Origin of the sequence: Luteimonas yindakuii, from assembly GCF_004803715.2 — a bacterium.
GTDB classification, from domain to species: domain Bacteria; phylum Pseudomonadota; class Gammaproteobacteria; order Xanthomonadales; family Xanthomonadaceae; genus Luteimonas; species Luteimonas yindakuii.
Genome location: NZ_CP039383.2, coordinates 769,720 through 786,119 on the forward strand (window position 1 = coordinate 769,720; position 16,400 = coordinate 786,119).

Below are 16,400 nucleotides of genomic sequence, written 5' to 3' on the forward strand. Positions count from 1 at the left end.
CGGCCGGGGCTCAGACGAACTGGCCGCCCGGCGATTCCACCCACGCCCGCAGGCACCGCGCCTGCGCGTCGCTCAGGGCGACGAATCGCAGGCCCGCCCAGACCTGCCCAGGCGCGCTGGCGCGGTCGCTCCACAACAGCTGGGCGCCGAGTTCGAGGTCTTCGCCGAGCGTGCCGGCGGTGCGGCCGGGCAGGGTGAAGCGCAACTGGTACAGCGCGTCGTTCTCGAGCGAACTGTTGGCGATCAGCAGCAGGCCGGTTTCCGACAGGTTGCCGATGCGGCCGACCATCTGCCCGGTCATCGCGTCGCCGACCTGGATCATGTCGGCGGCCTTGCGCCGGCGTGCGCGGCGGAACTCCTGGATCATGCCGGCACTCCTGCGGGCTGTGCGCCCTCGCCACGGCCGGCGAAGCTGCGCAGGGTGTTGACGGCGGCCTGCCAGGCGCGGTCGACCAGCCGCCCGCGGTCCGCGGTGACCATGCGCGCCTGGCCGTTGACCAGCATCCGCGCCAGGCTGTCGAGCGAGATCTCGGCCGCGCGCTGCCCGCGCTGGTTGACGAACAGGGCGTTGTCGGTGATCGGGCTGAACCACGAAAGGCGCCGGCGGCTGATGTCGCCCTGCTGGTTCTGCACGAAATCGATCCACACGCCGAACGGCATCACCCGCAGCTGTTCGTACTGCGCCTGTTCGGCCGGCGTGCGCGGCGGCGGCTTCGGCCGTACCTGCGCCGCCTTGTCCTCGCCGAGGCGAACGCGCGCCTTCAGCTTCATCGCCAGTTCGGTGCGCGACGCGGGGTCGTCCTCGTCGTCGGAGCACCCGGCCAGCCGCTGGGCGATGACCTTGGCCTCCTCGCCGTGGTAGCCGACCTGGCCCAGTGCCTCCTCGACCTGGCCGGCAAGCGCGGCATCGGTGCCGCCGTCGCCACAGGCCGCGACCACGCGCCGGGTCACATCGAGCTGGGTCTGCCATGCCTCGGACTCCTCGCCTTGGCGCAGCAGGGTGAGGGTGAGCACGTCGCTCCAGGCCTGGTTGAGCAGCGAACGCGCGAACCGCGGCAGGCGATGCTCACCGATCTCGCTGGCCAGCACTTCGCCCGCGCGCTGGCGTGCGACTTCGAGCTTCTCCTTGCCACGCGCGGCTTCCACGTGGCGGCGCTCGGTCATTTCAGCGCGGCGCACGTGGACCTGGATGCGCTCCTGCAGCTGTGCCTGCGCCTGCGCGAACACTTCCGGATCCTGGTCGAACCCGGTGACCACCTGCGACACCGCCTGCTGCAACGGCTCGATCAGCTGCGGGTCGAGTTCGTCGCGGTCCATCCAGCGCGCGGCGCTCTCGGCCACGGTGTTGAGCAGTTGCCGCGCCGGATGCTGCGAGCGCAGGAAGAATGCACGGTCGAGCAGGGCCATCCGCAGCAGCGGCACCTGCAACTGGCGCACCAGCCCGGCAGTCGGTGCGTCGCGGCGCAGTTCCGATTCGAGCTGCTGGTAGAGCAGGTCCAGCAATTCGAAGGTGTCGTTGTCCTCCGGTGACAGCGCGGCGGCCTCGCCACTGGTGTGGCGGGTCTGCGCCAGCACCGCGCGCTTGATCTCCAGCAGGTTGGCCTGGCTGGCGGTGGCAGCGGGCTGCTGCTGCAGCGCGCGCAGCTTGCCCACCAGGTCACTGGTGCCCAGTTCGCGGCGCGGGCCGTCATCGCGCCCCGGGCGCAACTTGTCCAGCAGCGCACGGCGGCCGGAGAGCAGCTCCTGCAGGGTCGCGAACGCGGCCGCCTCGTCGCCGTCATCGTCCGGCGGCTGGGGTTCGCCGAACCAGGCGGTATGCGGGCGTGGCGTGCCCTGGGCATGCGGCTGGGTCGGCTGTGCCGACGGCTGCTCCGACGCCCGCTTCGCCGCCGCCGTGCGTTCGCCCGCAGCTACGGGCGAAGCTTCGCGTGGCGGCACCGGTGCCGGGCGCGCGCGCAGCGGGATGAACGTAAGCGCCGGCAGGATTTCCTCGGCCACCATCAGTTCGTTGATGCGGTCGAGCAGCTGCGGATAGCCGCCCATGACCTGGCGGTCGAAGATCCGGTAGAGCAGCAGCCGTGCATCGTGGGTGATCTCGAGTGCCACCGCGGCTTCGCGCAACGCGTCGCAGAACACGTGTGGGCCCAGCGGCAGGCGGATCGCGTCGAACGCGGGCTTGCCGGCGAGCACGCCGAAGCGCTGGCCGAGCAGGTGCAGCGCCAGCGTCGCGCGGCCCTCCTGGCGGCTGCCGACTTCGCGCAGCACGGTGCCCTCGTCCATCACCGCGGTTTCGACCAGGCTGAGATTGCGGAAGCTGACCTCGCCGCGGGCGCTGGTCTCGGCGTTTGCCGGCGCAGAACGCCGGATCGCCGCCAGCGCGCGCTCGATGCCCAGCATGAAGCGCGGCACCAGGTCCGACCGGTTGAGACGGAAGCTGCGCAGCGCCTGCATGTAGCCGGACTCGGCGCCCGGGTTGCGGGCAAGGTCGGCGAGGCGGAACAGCTCGCGCTCGAACTCGTCGAGCATGCGCGTCAGGCCGTGGTCGAGCTCTTCGGAGACCAGGTGCAGGCTGCGATCGAGGACCTTGCGCACGCGTGGCGGCAAGCCTGCCGAAGCGAGGCTGGACGGCGTCGCAGGTTCCCTGTGCGGCGTCATGGTGCGCCCCGGAATGTGAGGTCGGTCACCGTTCTTACCACGCCGGGGCGAGTGCCGCCAGCACGGAGGCGACGCTCAGTCGCCGTCTTCGTCCATGAACAATTGGATGACGTCATTGCCGAAGCGCCCCCCCAGCGCCGTCGGCAGTATGCGCCCGTCGCGCGCTTCCAGCCAACCGCGCTCCATCGCCATGGCCAGCGGGCGGGCGATGGCTTCGCGCGGAAGGCCGGTGCAGGCCTCGAACTGCTCGAGGCGGAACCCTTCCAGCAGCCGCAGCGCATTGAGCATGTATTCGAACGGCCGGCGCGGGGGCGCGATGCGGTCGTCGCCCCCGATGCCGGCGGGGGTGCCGGCACTGGCCAGCCACGCGGTCGGATGGCGCTGCTTCCAGCGGCGCAGGATCGTTTGCTCGTGGCCGAGGGTGATCTTGCCGTGGGCGCCGGCGCCGATCCCGAGATAGTCGCCGAAGCGCCAGTAGTTGAGGTTGTGCACACACTGCCGGCCCCGCTGCGCATAGGCCGACACTTCGTACTGCGCGTAGCCGGCAGCTGCCAGCTGCGCCTGACAGTGCTCCTGCATGTCCCAGGCGAGGTCGTCGTCGGGCAAGCGCTCGGGCGGACGCGCGGCGAACAGCGTGTTCGGCTCGAGGGTGAGCTGGTAATGGGAAATATGGGCGGGCGCGAGCGCCACCGCGCGTTCGACATCGGCCTCGGCCATCGCCAGGTCCTGCCCGGGCAGCGCGTACATCAGGTCGAGGTTGAGATTGTCGATGCCCGCATCCTGCGCAAGCTTCACCGCACGCTCGGCCTCGGCGCTGTCATGGATGCGTCCCAGACGCTGCAGGCAGCCGTCGTCGAAGCTCTGGATGCCGAAGCTGATGCGGTTGACGCCGGCGGCGCGGTAATCCTCGAAGCGCCCATGCTCGGCCGTGCCCGGATTGGCTTCGAGGGTGATTTCCAGCCCCGGTGCGAACCGCAGCCGCGCCGCCGCACCCTGCAGGAAGCGGTCGATGTCGGCGGCGGGGAACAGGCTGGGCGTGCCGCCGCCGAAGAACACCGAATGCACCGGGCGGCCCCAGAGCAGCGGAAGGTCCTGGTCGAGGTCGGCCAGCAGCGCGTCGACATAGGCCGAGAACGGCGGCGGGCCGCCACGCGGCTGGTGCGAATTGAAATCGCAGTACGGGCACTTGCGCACGCACCAGGGCAGGTGCACGTACAGCGCGAGGGGTGGGGTGGTCAGCATTGCCATGGTGTCTGCGCCGGGCGGCACGTGGTCCCGATATGGGGGCGAAAGCCGCGGCCGGAAGCCCGGTTTCAGGCTGGAGGCAAGGGGCCGGCGATCCGTTCGCGCAGGACCGCCAACGCGCGGCCGCGATGGCTGATGCGGTTCTTGACCGCGGGAGACAGTTCCGCCGCGCTCAGGCCGGATTGCGGATCGAGGAACAGCGGGTCGTAGCCGAAGCCGTGCCCGCCGCGCGCGGCCTCGAGGATGTGCCCCGCCCAGATACCTTCGGCAATCAGCGGCTGCGGATCGTCGCCGTGCCGCACCAGCACCAGCACGCAGTAGAACCTCGCGGTGCGCGCGTGCGCGGGGACATCGCGCAGGGCGGCGAGGAGCTTCGCGTTGTTGGCCGCGGCATCGCCGTGCGTGCCCGCGTAACGTGCCGAGTACAGCCCCGGTGCGCCACCAAGCGCATCGACGCACAGCCCGGAGTCGTCGCCGAGCGCCGGCAGCCCGGTGGTGCGCGCGGCGTGGCGCGCCTTGAGCAGCGCGTTCTCGAGGAAGCTTAGCCCGGTTTCCTCGATGTCCTCGACACCGTGGTCGGCCTGCACCGAGAGCTCGAGCCCGCCATGGCCCAGCAATGCCTGCAGCTCGGCGAGCTTGCCGCGGTTGCCGCTGGCAAGCACCAGACGCTGCAGCCCGCTCACTTTTCCAGCGCCGCGCGCTGCAGCGCCAGCAGTTCGCCGATGCCGGCCTCGGCCAGGCCGAGCAGGGCGTCGAGCTCGTCGCGGCGGAAGGCGTGGCCTTCGGCCGTGCCCTGCAGTTCGATGAAGCCGCCGCCGTCGTTCATCACCACGTTCATGTCGGTATCGCAGGCGCTGTCCTCGGCGTAATCGAGGTCGAGCACCGGCACGCCGCGGTAGACGCCGACCGAGACCGCGGCGACGGCGCCGAAGATCGGGTCGCGGGTGATCTCGCGGCGCTTCTGCAGCAGGCGGACCGCGTCCACCAGCGCCACGTAGGCACCGGTGATGGCGGCGGTGCGGGTGCCGCCATCGGCCTGCAGCACGTCGCAGTCGAGGGTGATGGTGCGCTCGCCGAGCGCCGCGCGGTCCACGCAGGCGCGTAGCGTGCGGCCGATCAACCGCTGGATTTCCAGCGTGCGGCCACCCTGCTTGCCGCGCGCGGCCTCGCGGTCGTTGCGGGTGTTGGTGGCGCGCGGCAGCATGCCGTACTCGGCGGTGACCCAGCCCTCGCCCTTGCCGCGCAGGAAGCCCGGCACCCGGTTCTCCACGCTGGCGGTGCACAGCACGCGGGTTTCGCCGAACGAGACCAGTACCGAGCCTTCGGCATGGCGGGTGTAGCCGCGCTCGATGCGTACATCACGCAGCTGTGCGGGGAGACGGCCGCTCGGGCGGGTCACGGTGTCGGTCATGCGGATGCTCGCGGCGGTGCGGGCGCGGCAGTCTAGCAGGGGCGGTCCCGCTGCCTGGCCGCGCGCGGGCCTGTCCTATACTGCACGCCCGCAGCCGACCCCACGCCCGCATGATCCGCAGCATGACCGCCTTTGCCGCCGGCGAGCGCACGACCCCCTGGGGCACGCTGGGTTGCGAGCTGCGCGCGGTCAACCACCGCTACCTCGAAGTCGGCACCCGCCTGCCCGACGAGTTGCGCGCGCTGGAGCCGCTGTTTCGCGAACGTGTAGCGGCGCGCCTGTCGCGCGGCAAGCTGGATCTCGCGCTGCGCCTGCGCCACGGCGAGGCCAGTGGCCAGCTCGAGCTCAACGAGGCGGTGCTCGACCAGCTGGCAACGCTGGCGGCGTCGCTGCAGTCGCGCTTTCCGGGGCTCAACACCGGCCTGGCGGAGTTGCTGCAGGTGCCCGGCGTGCTGCAGGCGCGCGCCGTGGATGCCGATGCGATGCAGGCCGCGGCGCTGGCGCTGCTGGACGACGTGCTGGACGACTTCGTCGCCGCGCGCGAACGCGAGGGCGGCAAATTGCAGGCGGCGATCGCCGAACGCGTGGACGGCATCGAACGCATTGCTGGCGAAGTGCGCGCCATGGTGCCCGCGATCCGCGACGGCCAGCGGGTACGCCTGGAAACACGCCTGGCCGATCTCCCGCAGCCGCTCGACCCGGGCCGGCTCGAGCAGGAGCTGGTGCTGGCGTTGCAGAAGCTCGATGTCGACGAGGAACTCGACCGCCTCGACAGCCACATCGACGAGATCCGTCGCGTACTGTCGCAACGCGAACCGGTCGGCCGACGGCTGGATTTCCTGCTGCAGGAGTTCAACCGCGAAGCGAACACGCTGGGCTCGAAGTCCGTCGACCGCCGCACCTCGCAGGCGGCGGTGGAGCTGAAGGTGCTGATCGACCAGATCCGCGAGCAGGTGCAGAACATTGAGTAGGCACACCCGGCTTCCGGCCCCGGCCGCGCATTGCATCATCCCGCAACGACGGGGCCGCGCCTGATGCGCGGGACGCTGTTCATCGTTGCGGCGCCTTCGGGCGCGGGGAAGTCCAGCCTGGTCAACGCCTGTCTTGCGCGCGACCCGGCGATCCGCCTGTCGATCTCGTTCACTTCGCGGCCACCGCGCCCGGGCGAGCGGCATGCCGAGCACTACCACTTCATCGATGCCGCCGGGTTCGAGGCGATGATCGAGGCCGGCGACTTCTTCGAGTGCGCGCGCGTGCACGGCGACTGGAAGGGCACCGCGCGGCAGTCGGTGGAACCGCAGCTGGCGGCGGGCCAGGACGTGCTGCTCGAGATCGACTGGCAGGGCGCCCGCCAGGTGCGCGAGAAGGTGCCGGAAGCGGTCAGCGTGTTCATCCTGCCGCCATCGCGGGAGGCACTGGAACTGCGGATGCGCAAGCGCGGCCAGGACAGCGACGAGGTGATCGCCCGGCGACTGGCGGCCGCGCGCGAAGAGATGTCGCACTTCCACGAGTTCGACTACGTGGTGGTCAACGAGGAGTTCGATACCGCGGTGGACGAGCTGTGCGCGGTGTTCATCGCCAGCCGGTTGCGCCGCGCCCAGCAGGCGCAGCGCCACCATGGGCTGATCGAAGCGTTGCTGGCGGAAAGCACGCCCGCAAGTGACTGATTCCCAAAGGCCGCGCTTGCGCCGACCCCTGGCCGGAAGGTAGACTTCCCGGTCCTGTCACCCCTATTGAACGAGCGGCCCGCGTGGTCGCCGGGAGCCCCCATGGCGCGCATCACCGTCGAAGACTGCCTGCAGGTGGTCGACAACCGTTTCGAACTGGTCATGATGGCCGCCAAGCGCGCGCGCCAGCTGGCCAACGGCGTCGAGTCGCAGCTGGACAACCGCGAGAACGACGACAAGCCGACGGTGCTCGCCCTGCGCGAAATCGCCGCGCGTCGCATCGACAACGATTACATCGAGGCCGTCGACAAGGCCGAGCGCGAGCGCAAGGAGCGCGAGGCGCTGGAGTGGGCCGCCGCCGAGGTGGTTGCCGACGAGGATCTCGCCAAGGGCGACGACCTCTGATCCTGCTACCCGGACTTGCGCCGGGGAGATGATCGAATCCCGACGGCCCTGCGAAAGCGGGGCCGTTCGCGTTTCTGGATCTGCCACGCGGTGTGGACGAGGGCGCGCGTCGCGCAACCGCGCCGAAAAGCTTCCACAGATGCGGGCTTTTCGCCTAGGCTTCCTCGATGTCCCGGGTTTCCAGCCACGCTGCCCCCGTCGCGGTGCCGCCAGACGATGCCGTGCCGGAGTACATGCGCGTGCTCGAGCGCGCCGTGCCCTATCTCGACGATGCGCAGCGGCAGGTCCTGCGCCGTGCGTGGGCGGTCGGCGCACGGGCCCACGAGGGCCAGTTCCGCAAGTCCGGCGAGCCCTACATCACCCATCCGGTGGCGGTGGCGGTGGTGCTGGCCGAGCAGAACGTCGATCTCGAAACGCTGGTGGCGGCGATCCTGCACGACACCATCGAGGACACGCCGCTCACCCGCGCCGAGCTCGCCGCCGAATTCGGCGAGCAGGTGGCCGAGCTCGTCGACGGCGTCACCAAGCTCGACAAACTGCAGTTCAGCAATCGCCAGGAAGCCGCCGCCGAGAGCTTCCGCAAGATGATGCTGGCGATGGCGCGCGACCTGCGCGTCATCCTGATCAAGCTGGCCGACCGCCTGCACAACATGCGCACGCTGGGCGCGCAATCGACCGACGCACGCGAACGCATCGCCCGCGAGACGCTGGAGGTGTATGCGCCGATCGCGCAGCGGCTGGGCATGAACCTGATCAAGTCCGAGCTGCAGGATCTCGGCTTCAGTGCATTGCATCCGATGCGCCACTCGGTGTTGCGCAAGCGCATCAACGCGCAGCCGCTGGTGCGCCGCGAGGCGCTGTCGACGATCGAGGCGCAGCTTGCCCAGCGGCTGGCCAACGAAGGCCTGCAGTACCGGCTGGTGAGCCGGGTGAAATCGCCCTGGAGCATCTACAACAAGATGCAGAGCGAAGGGAAAACCTTCGACCAGGTGATGGACGTCTTCGGCTTCCGCGTCATCGTGCGCTCGGTGGCCAACTGCTACCACGCGCTCGGCGTCGCGCACTCGGTCTACAAGCCGCTCGACGGGCGCTTCCGTGACTTCATCGCCATTCCCAAGGCCAACGGCTACCAGTCGCTGCATACCGTGCTGTTCGGCCCGTACGGTTCGCCGATCGAGGTGCAGATCCGCACCGAGGAAATGGACCTGATCGCCGAACGTGGCATCGCCGCGCACTGGGCGTACAAGCATGGTGGCGCACCCACCAGCGCGCAGACCCGCGCGCATTCGTGGATCGCCAACCTGCTCGAGTCGCAGCGCGCCACCGGTTCGTCACTGGAATTCCTCGAGAACGTCAAGGTCGACCTGTTCCCGGACGAGGTCTACCTGTTCACCCCGAAGGGCGACATCCTCTCGCTGCCGCGCAATGCCACCGCGCTGGATTTCGCCTACGCGGTGCACACCGATGTCGGCAACCATGCCGTCGCCGCGCGCGTCGACCGCAAGCTCGTACCGCTGCGTACCAAGCTGGTCAGCGGCCAGCAGACCGAGATCATCACCGCACGTTCGGCGCTGCCCAAGCCGCAATGGCTGGAATTCGTGGCCACGAGCAAGGCGCGCACCGCGATCCGCCAGCAGCTCAAGCAACTCGAGCACGAGGATGCCGTGCAGCTCGGGCATCGCATGCTCGACCGCGCGCTGGAGGATCTCGGCAGTTCGCTGGAACGCGTGCCGGCGGCGCGGCTGGAAGCCTACCTCGGCGAGTCGCGTCACCCGCGGCTGGAGGCGCTGCTGGCCGACATCGCGCTGGGCAACCGGATGCCGTCGCAGGTGGCGCATGCACTGGCGCAGTCCGGCGGGCAGGGCGGTCGGGACGGCACCCGGCATTTCGAGAAGATCCTGATCACCGGCAGCGAGCGCGGGGTGATCACCTTCGCCAATTGCTGCATGCCGATCCCCGGCGACGAGATCATGGGCTACCACACCGCGGGCAAGGGCATCGTGGTGCACCGGATCGAATGCCCGAACGTCACCGATTACCGCAAGTCGCCCGAGCGCTGGGTCGACATCGGCTGGGACCGCGAGGTGTCCGGCGACTTCAGCGTGGCCCTGCGCATCGAGGTGGCGAACCGTCCCGGCGTGCTTGCGCAGGTGGCCGCGGCGGTCGCGCAGGTGGATTCCAACATCGATGGCGTCGAATACCTCGAGCGCGACAGCAACGTCGCGGCAATCCGCTTCTCGATCGAGGTGCGCGGCCGCAAGCACCTGGCCGACGTGATCCGCAGGATCCGCAGGCTCAACGTGGTGCACGGGGTGCAGCGGTTGTAGCCGGGTCGCCTGGCGGCCCGCCGCGCGGGTGACGGTTAGAATCCACTGTCACCTTCCGTGGAAAACGCCATGCCCCGCACTCCCGTCAGCACCGACCATGCTCCCGCCGCCATCGGCCCGTATTCGCAGGCCACGCGTGCCGGCGACACGGTGTTCGTGTCCGGGCAGATTCCACTCGATCCGGCCACCGGCAATCTCGTCGATGGCGGCATCGAGGCGCAGGCGCGGCAGGCGTTCGGCAACCTGCGCGCGGTCTGCGAGGCGGCCGGCGGCAGCCTCGACGACGTCGTGCGCGTTGGCCTGTACCTCACCGATCTCGGCGACTTCGCAGCCGTCAATGCGGTGATGGCCGAGGTGTTCACCGCGCCCTATCCGGCGCGCTCGACGATCGAGGTTTCGGCGTTGCCGAAGGGCGCGGCTTTCGAGGTCGACGCCATCCTGGTGCTGCGCCAGGCCGCCTGACCGGGTTTCCAGGTGCCCACAGCACACGAGGCCGACCCCGCGCACACTCCGCTGACTGCGCTGTCCGGGGTGGGCGCACGCACCGCGGAGAAACTCGCCGCACGCGGCATCGTGACCCTGCAGGACCTCTGGCTGCACCTGCCGCGGCAGTACGAGGACCGCACCCGGTTGACCCCCATCGCCGACCTGCGTGCCGGGGTACCGGCGCAGGTCGAAGGCGTGGTCGAAGCGGTCGAGCGCGGTTTCCGCTATCGCCCGCTGTTGCGGGTGGCGCTGGACGACGGGTCGCGCGCCACGCTGGTGTTGCGCTTCTTCCATTTCCGCACCGCCCAGGTCGCGCAGTTCGCGGTCGGCACGCGGGTGCGCGTCTACGGCACGCCCCGACCCGGGCAGAACGGGCTCGAAATCGTCCATCCCAGTTACCGGGTGCTCGAAACGGCGGAGGCCGGAGTCCTCGATGCGGACCTGGAGCCGGTGTATCCGCAGATCGAGGGGGTGGGGTCGGCGGTGTTGCGCAAGCTGGTGCGCCAGGCGCTGGACCGCCTGCCGGCCGACGCCGCACTCGACCTGCTGCCGGTGACGCTGCGCCGCAGCGTGCCGAGCCTGCGCGAGGCGCTGCTCACCGTGCACCGCCCGCCGCCCGATGCCGATCTCGCCGCGCTTTCGGCCGGTATCCATCCCGCACAGCAACGGCTGGCGATCGAAGAACTGCTTGCACACCACCTCAGCCTGCGACGCCAACGCATTGCTTTGCAGTGCCATGGTGCGCCGGTATGCGACGGGCCGGGTGATCTGGTCGAGCGCCTGCGCGCCACGCTGCCGTTCGCACTCACCGGTGCGCAGGAGCGCGTGTTCGCGCAGATCAGTGACGACCTGCGACAGCCCAGGCCAATGTTGCGGCTGGTGCAGGGCGATGTCGGCTCCGGCAAGACGGTGGTTGCAGCCCTCGCCGCGTTGCAGGCGATCGAGGCCGGCGCGCAGGCCGCACTGGCCGCGCCGACCGAGCTTCTGGCCGAGCAGCACTACGTGAGCCTGTGCGGTTGGCTGCAGCCGCTTGGCATCGAGGTCGCATGGCTGGCCGGCAAGGTGACCGGTCGTGCGCGCACCCGCGCGCTGGAGGCCATTGCCGACGGTCGCGCGCAACTCGTCGTCGGCACGCATGCATTGATGCAGGAGGGCGTGGGGTTCCACCGCCTGGGGCTTGCGATCGTCGACGAGCAGCACCGCTTCGGCGTGCACCAGCGCCTCGCGCTGCGCGACAAGGGCGGTGATGGCGGCCTGGTGCCGCACCAGCTGGTGATGACGGCCACGCCGATCCCGCGCACGCTGGCGATGTCGGCCTACGCCGACCTGGACGTGTCGGCGATCGACGAACTGCCGCCGGGTCGCACGCCGGTGCAGACGGTGGTGTTGAGCGGCGAACGCCGGCCGGAGCTGGTCGAACGCATCCGCGCCGCCTGCGCGGCCGGGCGCCAGGCCTACTGGGTATGCACGCTGATCGACGACAGCGACGAGGTGGTCGCGCAGGCCGCGCAGAGCACGTTCGAGGCACTGCGCGACGCGCTGCCGGGGATCGCGGTCGGGCTGGTGCACGGGCGGATGAAACCGGCGGAGAAGCAGGCGGTCATGCGCGCGTTCAAGGACGGTGCACTCGGCCTGCTGGTGGCGACCACCGTGATCGAGGTCGGCGTGGACGTGCCCAACGCATCGCTGATGATCGTCGAGAACGCCGAGCGGCTCGGCCTGGCGCAGCTCCACCAGTTGCGCGGGCGGGTGGGGCGCGGCGCGGAAGCATCGACCTGCGTGCTGCTGTATCAGCCGCCGTTGTCGATGCTTGCGCGACAACGGCTGGCGACGATGCGCGAGACCAGCGATGGCTTCGTCATCGCCGAGCGCGATCTGGAGCTGCGTGGACCGGGCGAGTTGCTCGGCACCCGGCAGACCGGCATCGCCGGCTTCCGCGTCGCGGACCTGGTGCGCGACGCGGCGCTGCTGCCACAGGTGCACGCGATCGCCGAGCATCTGCAGGCCCGTTCACCCGGAGTCGCCGACCGCCTGGTCGAGCGCTGGATCGGTGGCGCTTCGCGCTATGCGTCCGCGTGACGCCCGGCGTGACTGCTTCCGGTGATAATCGGGCGATGGACGACCGTATTCCCCTGCTGATCGATACCGATCCTGGCGTCGACGACGCCCTGGCCCTGCTGATGGCCTTCAACGCGCCCGACCACCACGTGGTCGGGCTCACCGTGACCGCCGGCAACGTCGGCCTGGCACACACCACCGCGAACGCGCTGAAGCTGGTGGAGGTGTGCGGCCTCGACGTGCCGGTGTTCGCCGGTGCCGACGCGCCGCTGCTGCATCCCGCGCGCGACGCCGGTTATGTGCATGGACGCGACGGGTTCGGCGACACCGGCTACGTGCCCGCGACCCGCGCGCTCGAGGGCGAGCATGCGGCACTGGCGATCCTGCGCCTGTCGCATGCCTACGCCGGACGCCTGTTGCTGGTGGCCCTGGGTCCGCTCACCAACATCGCGCTGGCGCTGAAGCTCGATCCGACCCTGCCGCAACGGGTCGGCCGGTTCGTGGTGATGGGTGGGGCCGTCACCGCGCACGGCAACGTGACCCCCACGGCGGAATTCAACATCGCCTTCGATCCGGAAGCCGCGCACCTGGTCTTCGCTGCCTTCCCGCGCTTCGACCTGGTGGACTGGGAAGCCACGGTGGCCCACGGTTTTTCCCACGACGAGGCGGAGCAGTGGCTGGCATGCGGATCCGCCCGTGCGACGTTCTATGAGGAGATCTCCCGGCAGACCCGGTTGTGGTCCGTGGATCGCCGCGGCGACCTCTGGCATGCAGCGGATGCGTTGGCGATGGCCTGTGCGCTGCGGCCGGGCCACGTGCTGGAATGGGCCGAGCGACCTGTCGCCGTGGAACTCGCCGGGCGGCTCACGCGTGGCGTCACCGTGGTCGACTGGCTGCGGCAGGAGAGCGAGGTCGACAACGCCCGCATCGCAATGCGCTACGAGCCGGCCGCTTTCCACGCGATGATGCGCGCCGCGCTGGCTGCCGCCTGAAAGGCGCCGGAAGGATTGCACGGACGCAGCGGGACCCCTATAATGGGCGGCTTCCAGCTATTCCGGTGTGCCGCCATGAAGGCCGACATCCATCCCGATTACCGCGACGTCGTGTTCCAGGACGTGACGTCCGATTTCCGCATCCTGACCCGTTCCACGATGGCCGCCACCTCCAAGGAGACGGTCAAGTGGGAAGACGGCAATGAGTATCCGCTGATCAAGATCGAGGTCTCCTCGGCCTCGCACCCGTTCTACACGGGTCAGAACAAGATCATGGATACCAGCGGCCGCGTCGACAAGTTCCGCAAGCGTTACGCCAAGTAACGCGGCGGCCCGCCACGGCGGGCGACCGTGCAGGGGCACCGTCCGTGTCCCCGTGCCATCCCAGGTTCCCCGACGGCTGCCCCAGGGCGGCCGTCGGCATTTGCGTGCCCGTCGGCGGCGTATTGGACCCTTGGCCGATCGTCCCTACGTACGGGTATGCGATAATCGCCAGTCCCGTGGCGCCGCCGCGGTTCCCCTGCATCACCGTGCCGCGACGCCGCGATCGCCGCGTGTGGCCACGACCCTGAAAGGAGTGTGCTGTGTCGGAATTTGACCAGGTCACGCTGAGCGCCGGCGACAAGTCGGTGACCCTGCCGGTGCTCACCGGCACCCTCGGCAATCCCTGCATCGATATCTCGAAGCTGCCCAAGGAAACCGGCTGCTTCACCTATGACTCGGGCTTCACCGCCACCGCGTCGTGCAAGTCGGCGATCACCTACATCGACGGCGACAACGGCGTGCTCCTGTATCGCGGTTACCCGATCGAGCAGCTCGCCGAGAAGTCGAGCTTCCTCGAAGTCGCGTACCTGCTGATGAACGGCGAGCTGCCGACGGCGGACGAGTTCGCGCGCTTCGAGCACGAAGTCACGCATCACACGATGATGCACGAGTCGCTGAAGAACTTCTTCCACGGCTTCCGCCACGATGCGCATCCGATGGCGATGCTGGCGAGTTCGGTCGCTGCGATGTCGGCGTTCTACCACGACACCCTCGACCTCAACGATCCGGAGCAGCGTCGCCTCGCCGCCATCCGCCTGCTGGCGAAGATGCCGACGCTGGCCGCGGCCGCCTACCGCTATTCGATCGGCTGGCCGGTGCGCTATCCGCGCAACAACCTCGACTACGTCAGCCGCTTCCTGCACATGATGTTCGAAGTGCCGAGCGAGCCGCTGGAGCTGAACCCGGTCGTCGCGAAGGCGCTGGACCTGCTGCTCATCCTGCATGCCGACCACGAGCAGAACGCGTCGACCTCGACCGTGCGCCTGGTGGGCTCGACCGGTGCGAACCCGTATGCGTCGGTTGCCGCCGGCATCACCGCGCTGTGGGGCCCCGCGCACGGCGGTGCCAACGAGGCGGTGCTGAAGATGCTCGAGGAGATCGGTTCTCCCGACAACGTCGACAGTGCCATCGCCCGCGCCAAGGACAAGAACTCCGGCTTCCGCCTGATGGGCTTCGGCCACCGGGTCTACAAGAACTTCGACCCACGCGCGAAGATCATCCGCGAGATGACCCACAAGGTGCTGGAGGAGCTCGACATCGACGATCCGCTGCTCGAGATCGCGATGAAGCTGGAAGAGGCCGCGCTGAAGGACGAGTACTTCGTGCAGCGCAAGCTGTATCCGAACGTCGATTTCTACAGCGGCATCATCTACAAGGCGCTGAAGATCCCCACCGAGATGTTCACCGTGATGTTCGCGATCGGGCGCACCGCCGGCTGGGTTGCGCACTGGCTGGAGCAGCAGGTCGATCCGGAAGCGAAGATCGGCCGTCCGCGGCAGATCTACACCGGTTCCGACTTCCGCGACTATGTGGCGGCGGACCAGCGCTGACCGGGTGACCTCCGGCGCCCGCGCCGGTGCAACGAAGCCGCGGCTGGTCCGCGGCTTCGTGCTTTTCAAGTGGGCGATCTATTCGCTTCTCGCGGCGAACGTGGCGCTGTATGCGACGTCGGGCACGCCGACGGAAGCCATCGATACCGCCGCCTGGGTGCTGTTGCTGCTGCTGTTCGAATGGGAGACCGGTGGCTGGCGCCTGCCGCGCTGGTCGCGTCCGCTGCTGCGGCTGCTGCGCGCGCTGGCCGGCCTTGCGGTGGTCTGGGCCTGCGTGGACTACGCCCTGGACGGTGAGCGCCTCGACTTCCTCAACGCCATCACCTGGCTTGCCGTGGTGCTGGCGCTGGAGCTGGAGCTGCGAATCCCCGCCGCACTCGCCCGCGTCCACCGGATGCGGCGCGTACTGGCGTGGTGTCTGTACACCGCCCTTGCCGGTTTCGCGCTCGCCTGGTGGCTCCAGGCGGGAGCGGGGCTCGACGAGGCCTGGCTGGATGCATGGGACGCGAGCCTGTGGTTGGCCGCGTTCGTGGCCATCGAACTCAACGTGTTCGGGCTGGCGGGCGCGGCACCCGGCCCGGGGCGGGCCCCGACCTCTCAGCGCGCAGGCGCTGATCCGTCGTAGCCGGCGATTTCCTCCTCCGCCAGCAGCTGGGTGAGCTGGGCCAGTGACGCGCGCCGCATCGGCCGTTCGTCGACACCGGACAACGGCGCCTGGCGCAGGGCCAGCGGCGACAGGACGGTCAGGTCGAAGCCCACCCCGTCGACGCTGAAGATCCACAGCGGCACGTCCTCGCTGCATTCGCGGTCCATCCGCAGGCGCCGCGTGCGTGCCTCGGCGGGAATCCCGTGCTCGTCGAGGTAGCGGGTGACCGCATCGGCATCGTCGGCGAACAGCTGCAGTTGCACGGGTGAATTCGCGTCGGCGGTGCCGTCCAGCACCGGGCCGACCAGCCGCGGGTCGAAGGTCGCGAAGAATTCGAGGGCGTGCACTGCCGCCTCGCGCAACGCGCGCAGCGCGACGGCCTGGTCGTCAGCCTGGAACAGGCGCTGGTATTCGCGCAGCGCCGCTTCGATCTCGTGGTTGCGCGGCAACGAAGCGTCGTCATGGACGCCCAGTCGATGCGCGGCCTTCACCTTGGCCTGGTGGTAGTCGCGGATGCCGCTTTCGGCCATCAGCCGCGCCGCTTCATGGGCGAGGCGGTGGCGCCATTCACGGGTGCGCGTCTCGGCACGTTGTCGTGCGCGGTGCATGGACGACTCCCGGTTACGGGGAAGCC

Annotated in this window: 16 protein-coding genes; 10 read left to right on the top strand and 6 right to left on the bottom strand. The window is 69.5% G+C overall.

The features are described from left to right. Nucleotides 1-10 precede the first annotated feature (10 nt). From E5843_RS03500 to rph, 5 genes are all read right to left on the bottom strand, one after another. The gene (locus tag E5843_RS03500) at nt 11-367 is read right to left on the bottom strand and encodes a PilZ domain-containing protein (protein WP_134672706.1); all 357 of its coding nucleotides are present in this window, start codon (nt 365-367) and stop codon (nt 11-13) included. After that, nucleotides 364-2,592 (bottom strand): DUF1631 family protein, encoded by a 2,229-nt coding sequence (locus E5843_RS03505; protein WP_166815872.1) that lies wholly within the window; start codon nt 2,590-2,592, stop codon nt 364-366. Before E5843_RS03505 ends, E5843_RS03500 begins: the two co-directional genes overlap by 4 nt. Nucleotides 2,593-2,730: 138 nt before the next feature. After that, nucleotides 2,731-3,903, bottom strand: a complete 1,173-nt coding sequence (gene hemW, locus E5843_RS03510) for a radical SAM family heme chaperone HemW (RefSeq protein WP_141065678.1) — start codon at nt 3,901-3,903, stop codon at nt 2,731-2,733. Between the two features lie 65 nt (nt 3,904-3,968). Continuing rightward, complete coding sequence (gene rdgB, locus E5843_RS03515) at nt 3,969-4,574, bottom strand: RdgB/HAM1 family non-canonical purine NTP pyrophosphatase (protein ID WP_136413013.1); 606 nt, start codon at nt 4,572-4,574, stop codon at nt 3,969-3,971. A 5-nt stretch (nt 4,575-4,579) separates the two neighbouring features. Further along, complete coding sequence (rph, locus tag E5843_RS03520; protein ID WP_134672709.1) at nt 4,580-5,311, bottom strand: ribonuclease PH; 732 nt, start codon at nt 5,309-5,311, stop codon at nt 4,580-4,582. Between the two features lie 110 nt (nt 5,312-5,421). Here rph and E5843_RS03525 point away from each other — a divergent pair, with 110 nt between their 5' ends. From E5843_RS03525 to E5843_RS03570, 10 genes are all read left to right on the top strand, one after another. Beyond that, complete coding sequence (locus E5843_RS03525; protein ID WP_136411845.1) at nt 5,422-6,282, top strand: YicC/YloC family endoribonuclease; 861 nt, start codon at nt 5,422-5,424, stop codon at nt 6,280-6,282. Between the two features lie 63 nt (nt 6,283-6,345). After that, nucleotides 6,346-6,978, top strand: a complete 633-nt coding sequence (gene gmk, locus E5843_RS03530) for a guanylate kinase (RefSeq protein ID WP_134672711.1) — start codon at nt 6,346-6,348, stop codon at nt 6,976-6,978. 102 nt (nt 6,979-7,080) lie between these two features. After that, nucleotides 7,081-7,383, top strand: a complete 303-nt coding sequence (gene rpoZ, locus E5843_RS03535; protein WP_100323664.1) for a DNA-directed RNA polymerase subunit omega — start codon at nt 7,081-7,083, stop codon at nt 7,381-7,383. Nucleotides 7,384-7,550: 167 nt separating this feature from the next. After that, nucleotides 7,551-9,710: a RelA/SpoT family protein gene (locus E5843_RS03540; RefSeq protein WP_141065679.1), complete on the top strand. Its 2,160-nt coding sequence runs from the start codon at nt 7,551-7,553 to the stop codon at nt 9,708-9,710. A gap of 69 nt (nt 9,711-9,779) precedes the next feature. After that, entirely contained in the window at nt 9,780-10,172 is a 393-nt protein-coding gene (locus E5843_RS03545) for a RidA family protein (RefSeq protein ID WP_134672713.1), read from the top strand. A 12-nt stretch (nt 10,173-10,184) separates the two neighbouring features. Then, nucleotides 10,185-12,275, top strand: coding sequence for an ATP-dependent DNA helicase RecG (gene recG, locus E5843_RS03550; RefSeq protein WP_136411847.1), 2,091 nt, complete (start codon nt 10,185-10,187; stop codon nt 12,273-12,275). A 35-nt stretch (nt 12,276-12,310) separates the two neighbouring features. After that, nucleotides 12,311-13,246 carry a nucleoside hydrolase gene (locus tag E5843_RS03555; RefSeq protein ID WP_136411848.1) on the top strand — a complete coding sequence of 312 codons (936 nt, stop codon included), beginning with the start codon at nt 12,311-12,313 and terminating at the stop codon, nt 13,244-13,246. Between the two features lie 75 nt (nt 13,247-13,321). Further along, nucleotides 13,322-13,570 (top strand): type B 50S ribosomal protein L31, encoded by a 249-nt coding sequence (locus tag E5843_RS03560; RefSeq protein ID WP_100323662.1) that lies wholly within the window; start codon nt 13,322-13,324, stop codon nt 13,568-13,570. A 260-nt stretch (nt 13,571-13,830) separates the two neighbouring features. Further along, complete coding sequence (locus E5843_RS03565) at nt 13,831-15,120, top strand: citrate synthase (protein ID WP_136411849.1); 1,290 nt, start codon at nt 13,831-13,833, stop codon at nt 15,118-15,120. 4 nt (nt 15,121-15,124) lie between these two features. Next, nucleotides 15,125-15,745, top strand: a complete 621-nt coding sequence (locus tag E5843_RS03570) for a hypothetical protein (RefSeq protein ID WP_136411850.1) — start codon at nt 15,125-15,127, stop codon at nt 15,743-15,745. Here E5843_RS03570 and E5843_RS03575 read toward each other — a convergent pair. After that, nucleotides 15,718-16,374 (bottom strand): hypothetical protein, encoded by a 657-nt coding sequence (locus E5843_RS03575; protein ID WP_136411851.1) that lies wholly within the window; start codon nt 16,372-16,374, stop codon nt 15,718-15,720. The genes E5843_RS03570 and E5843_RS03575 overlap by 28 nt on opposite strands. Nucleotides 16,375-16,400 lie beyond the last annotated feature (26 nt).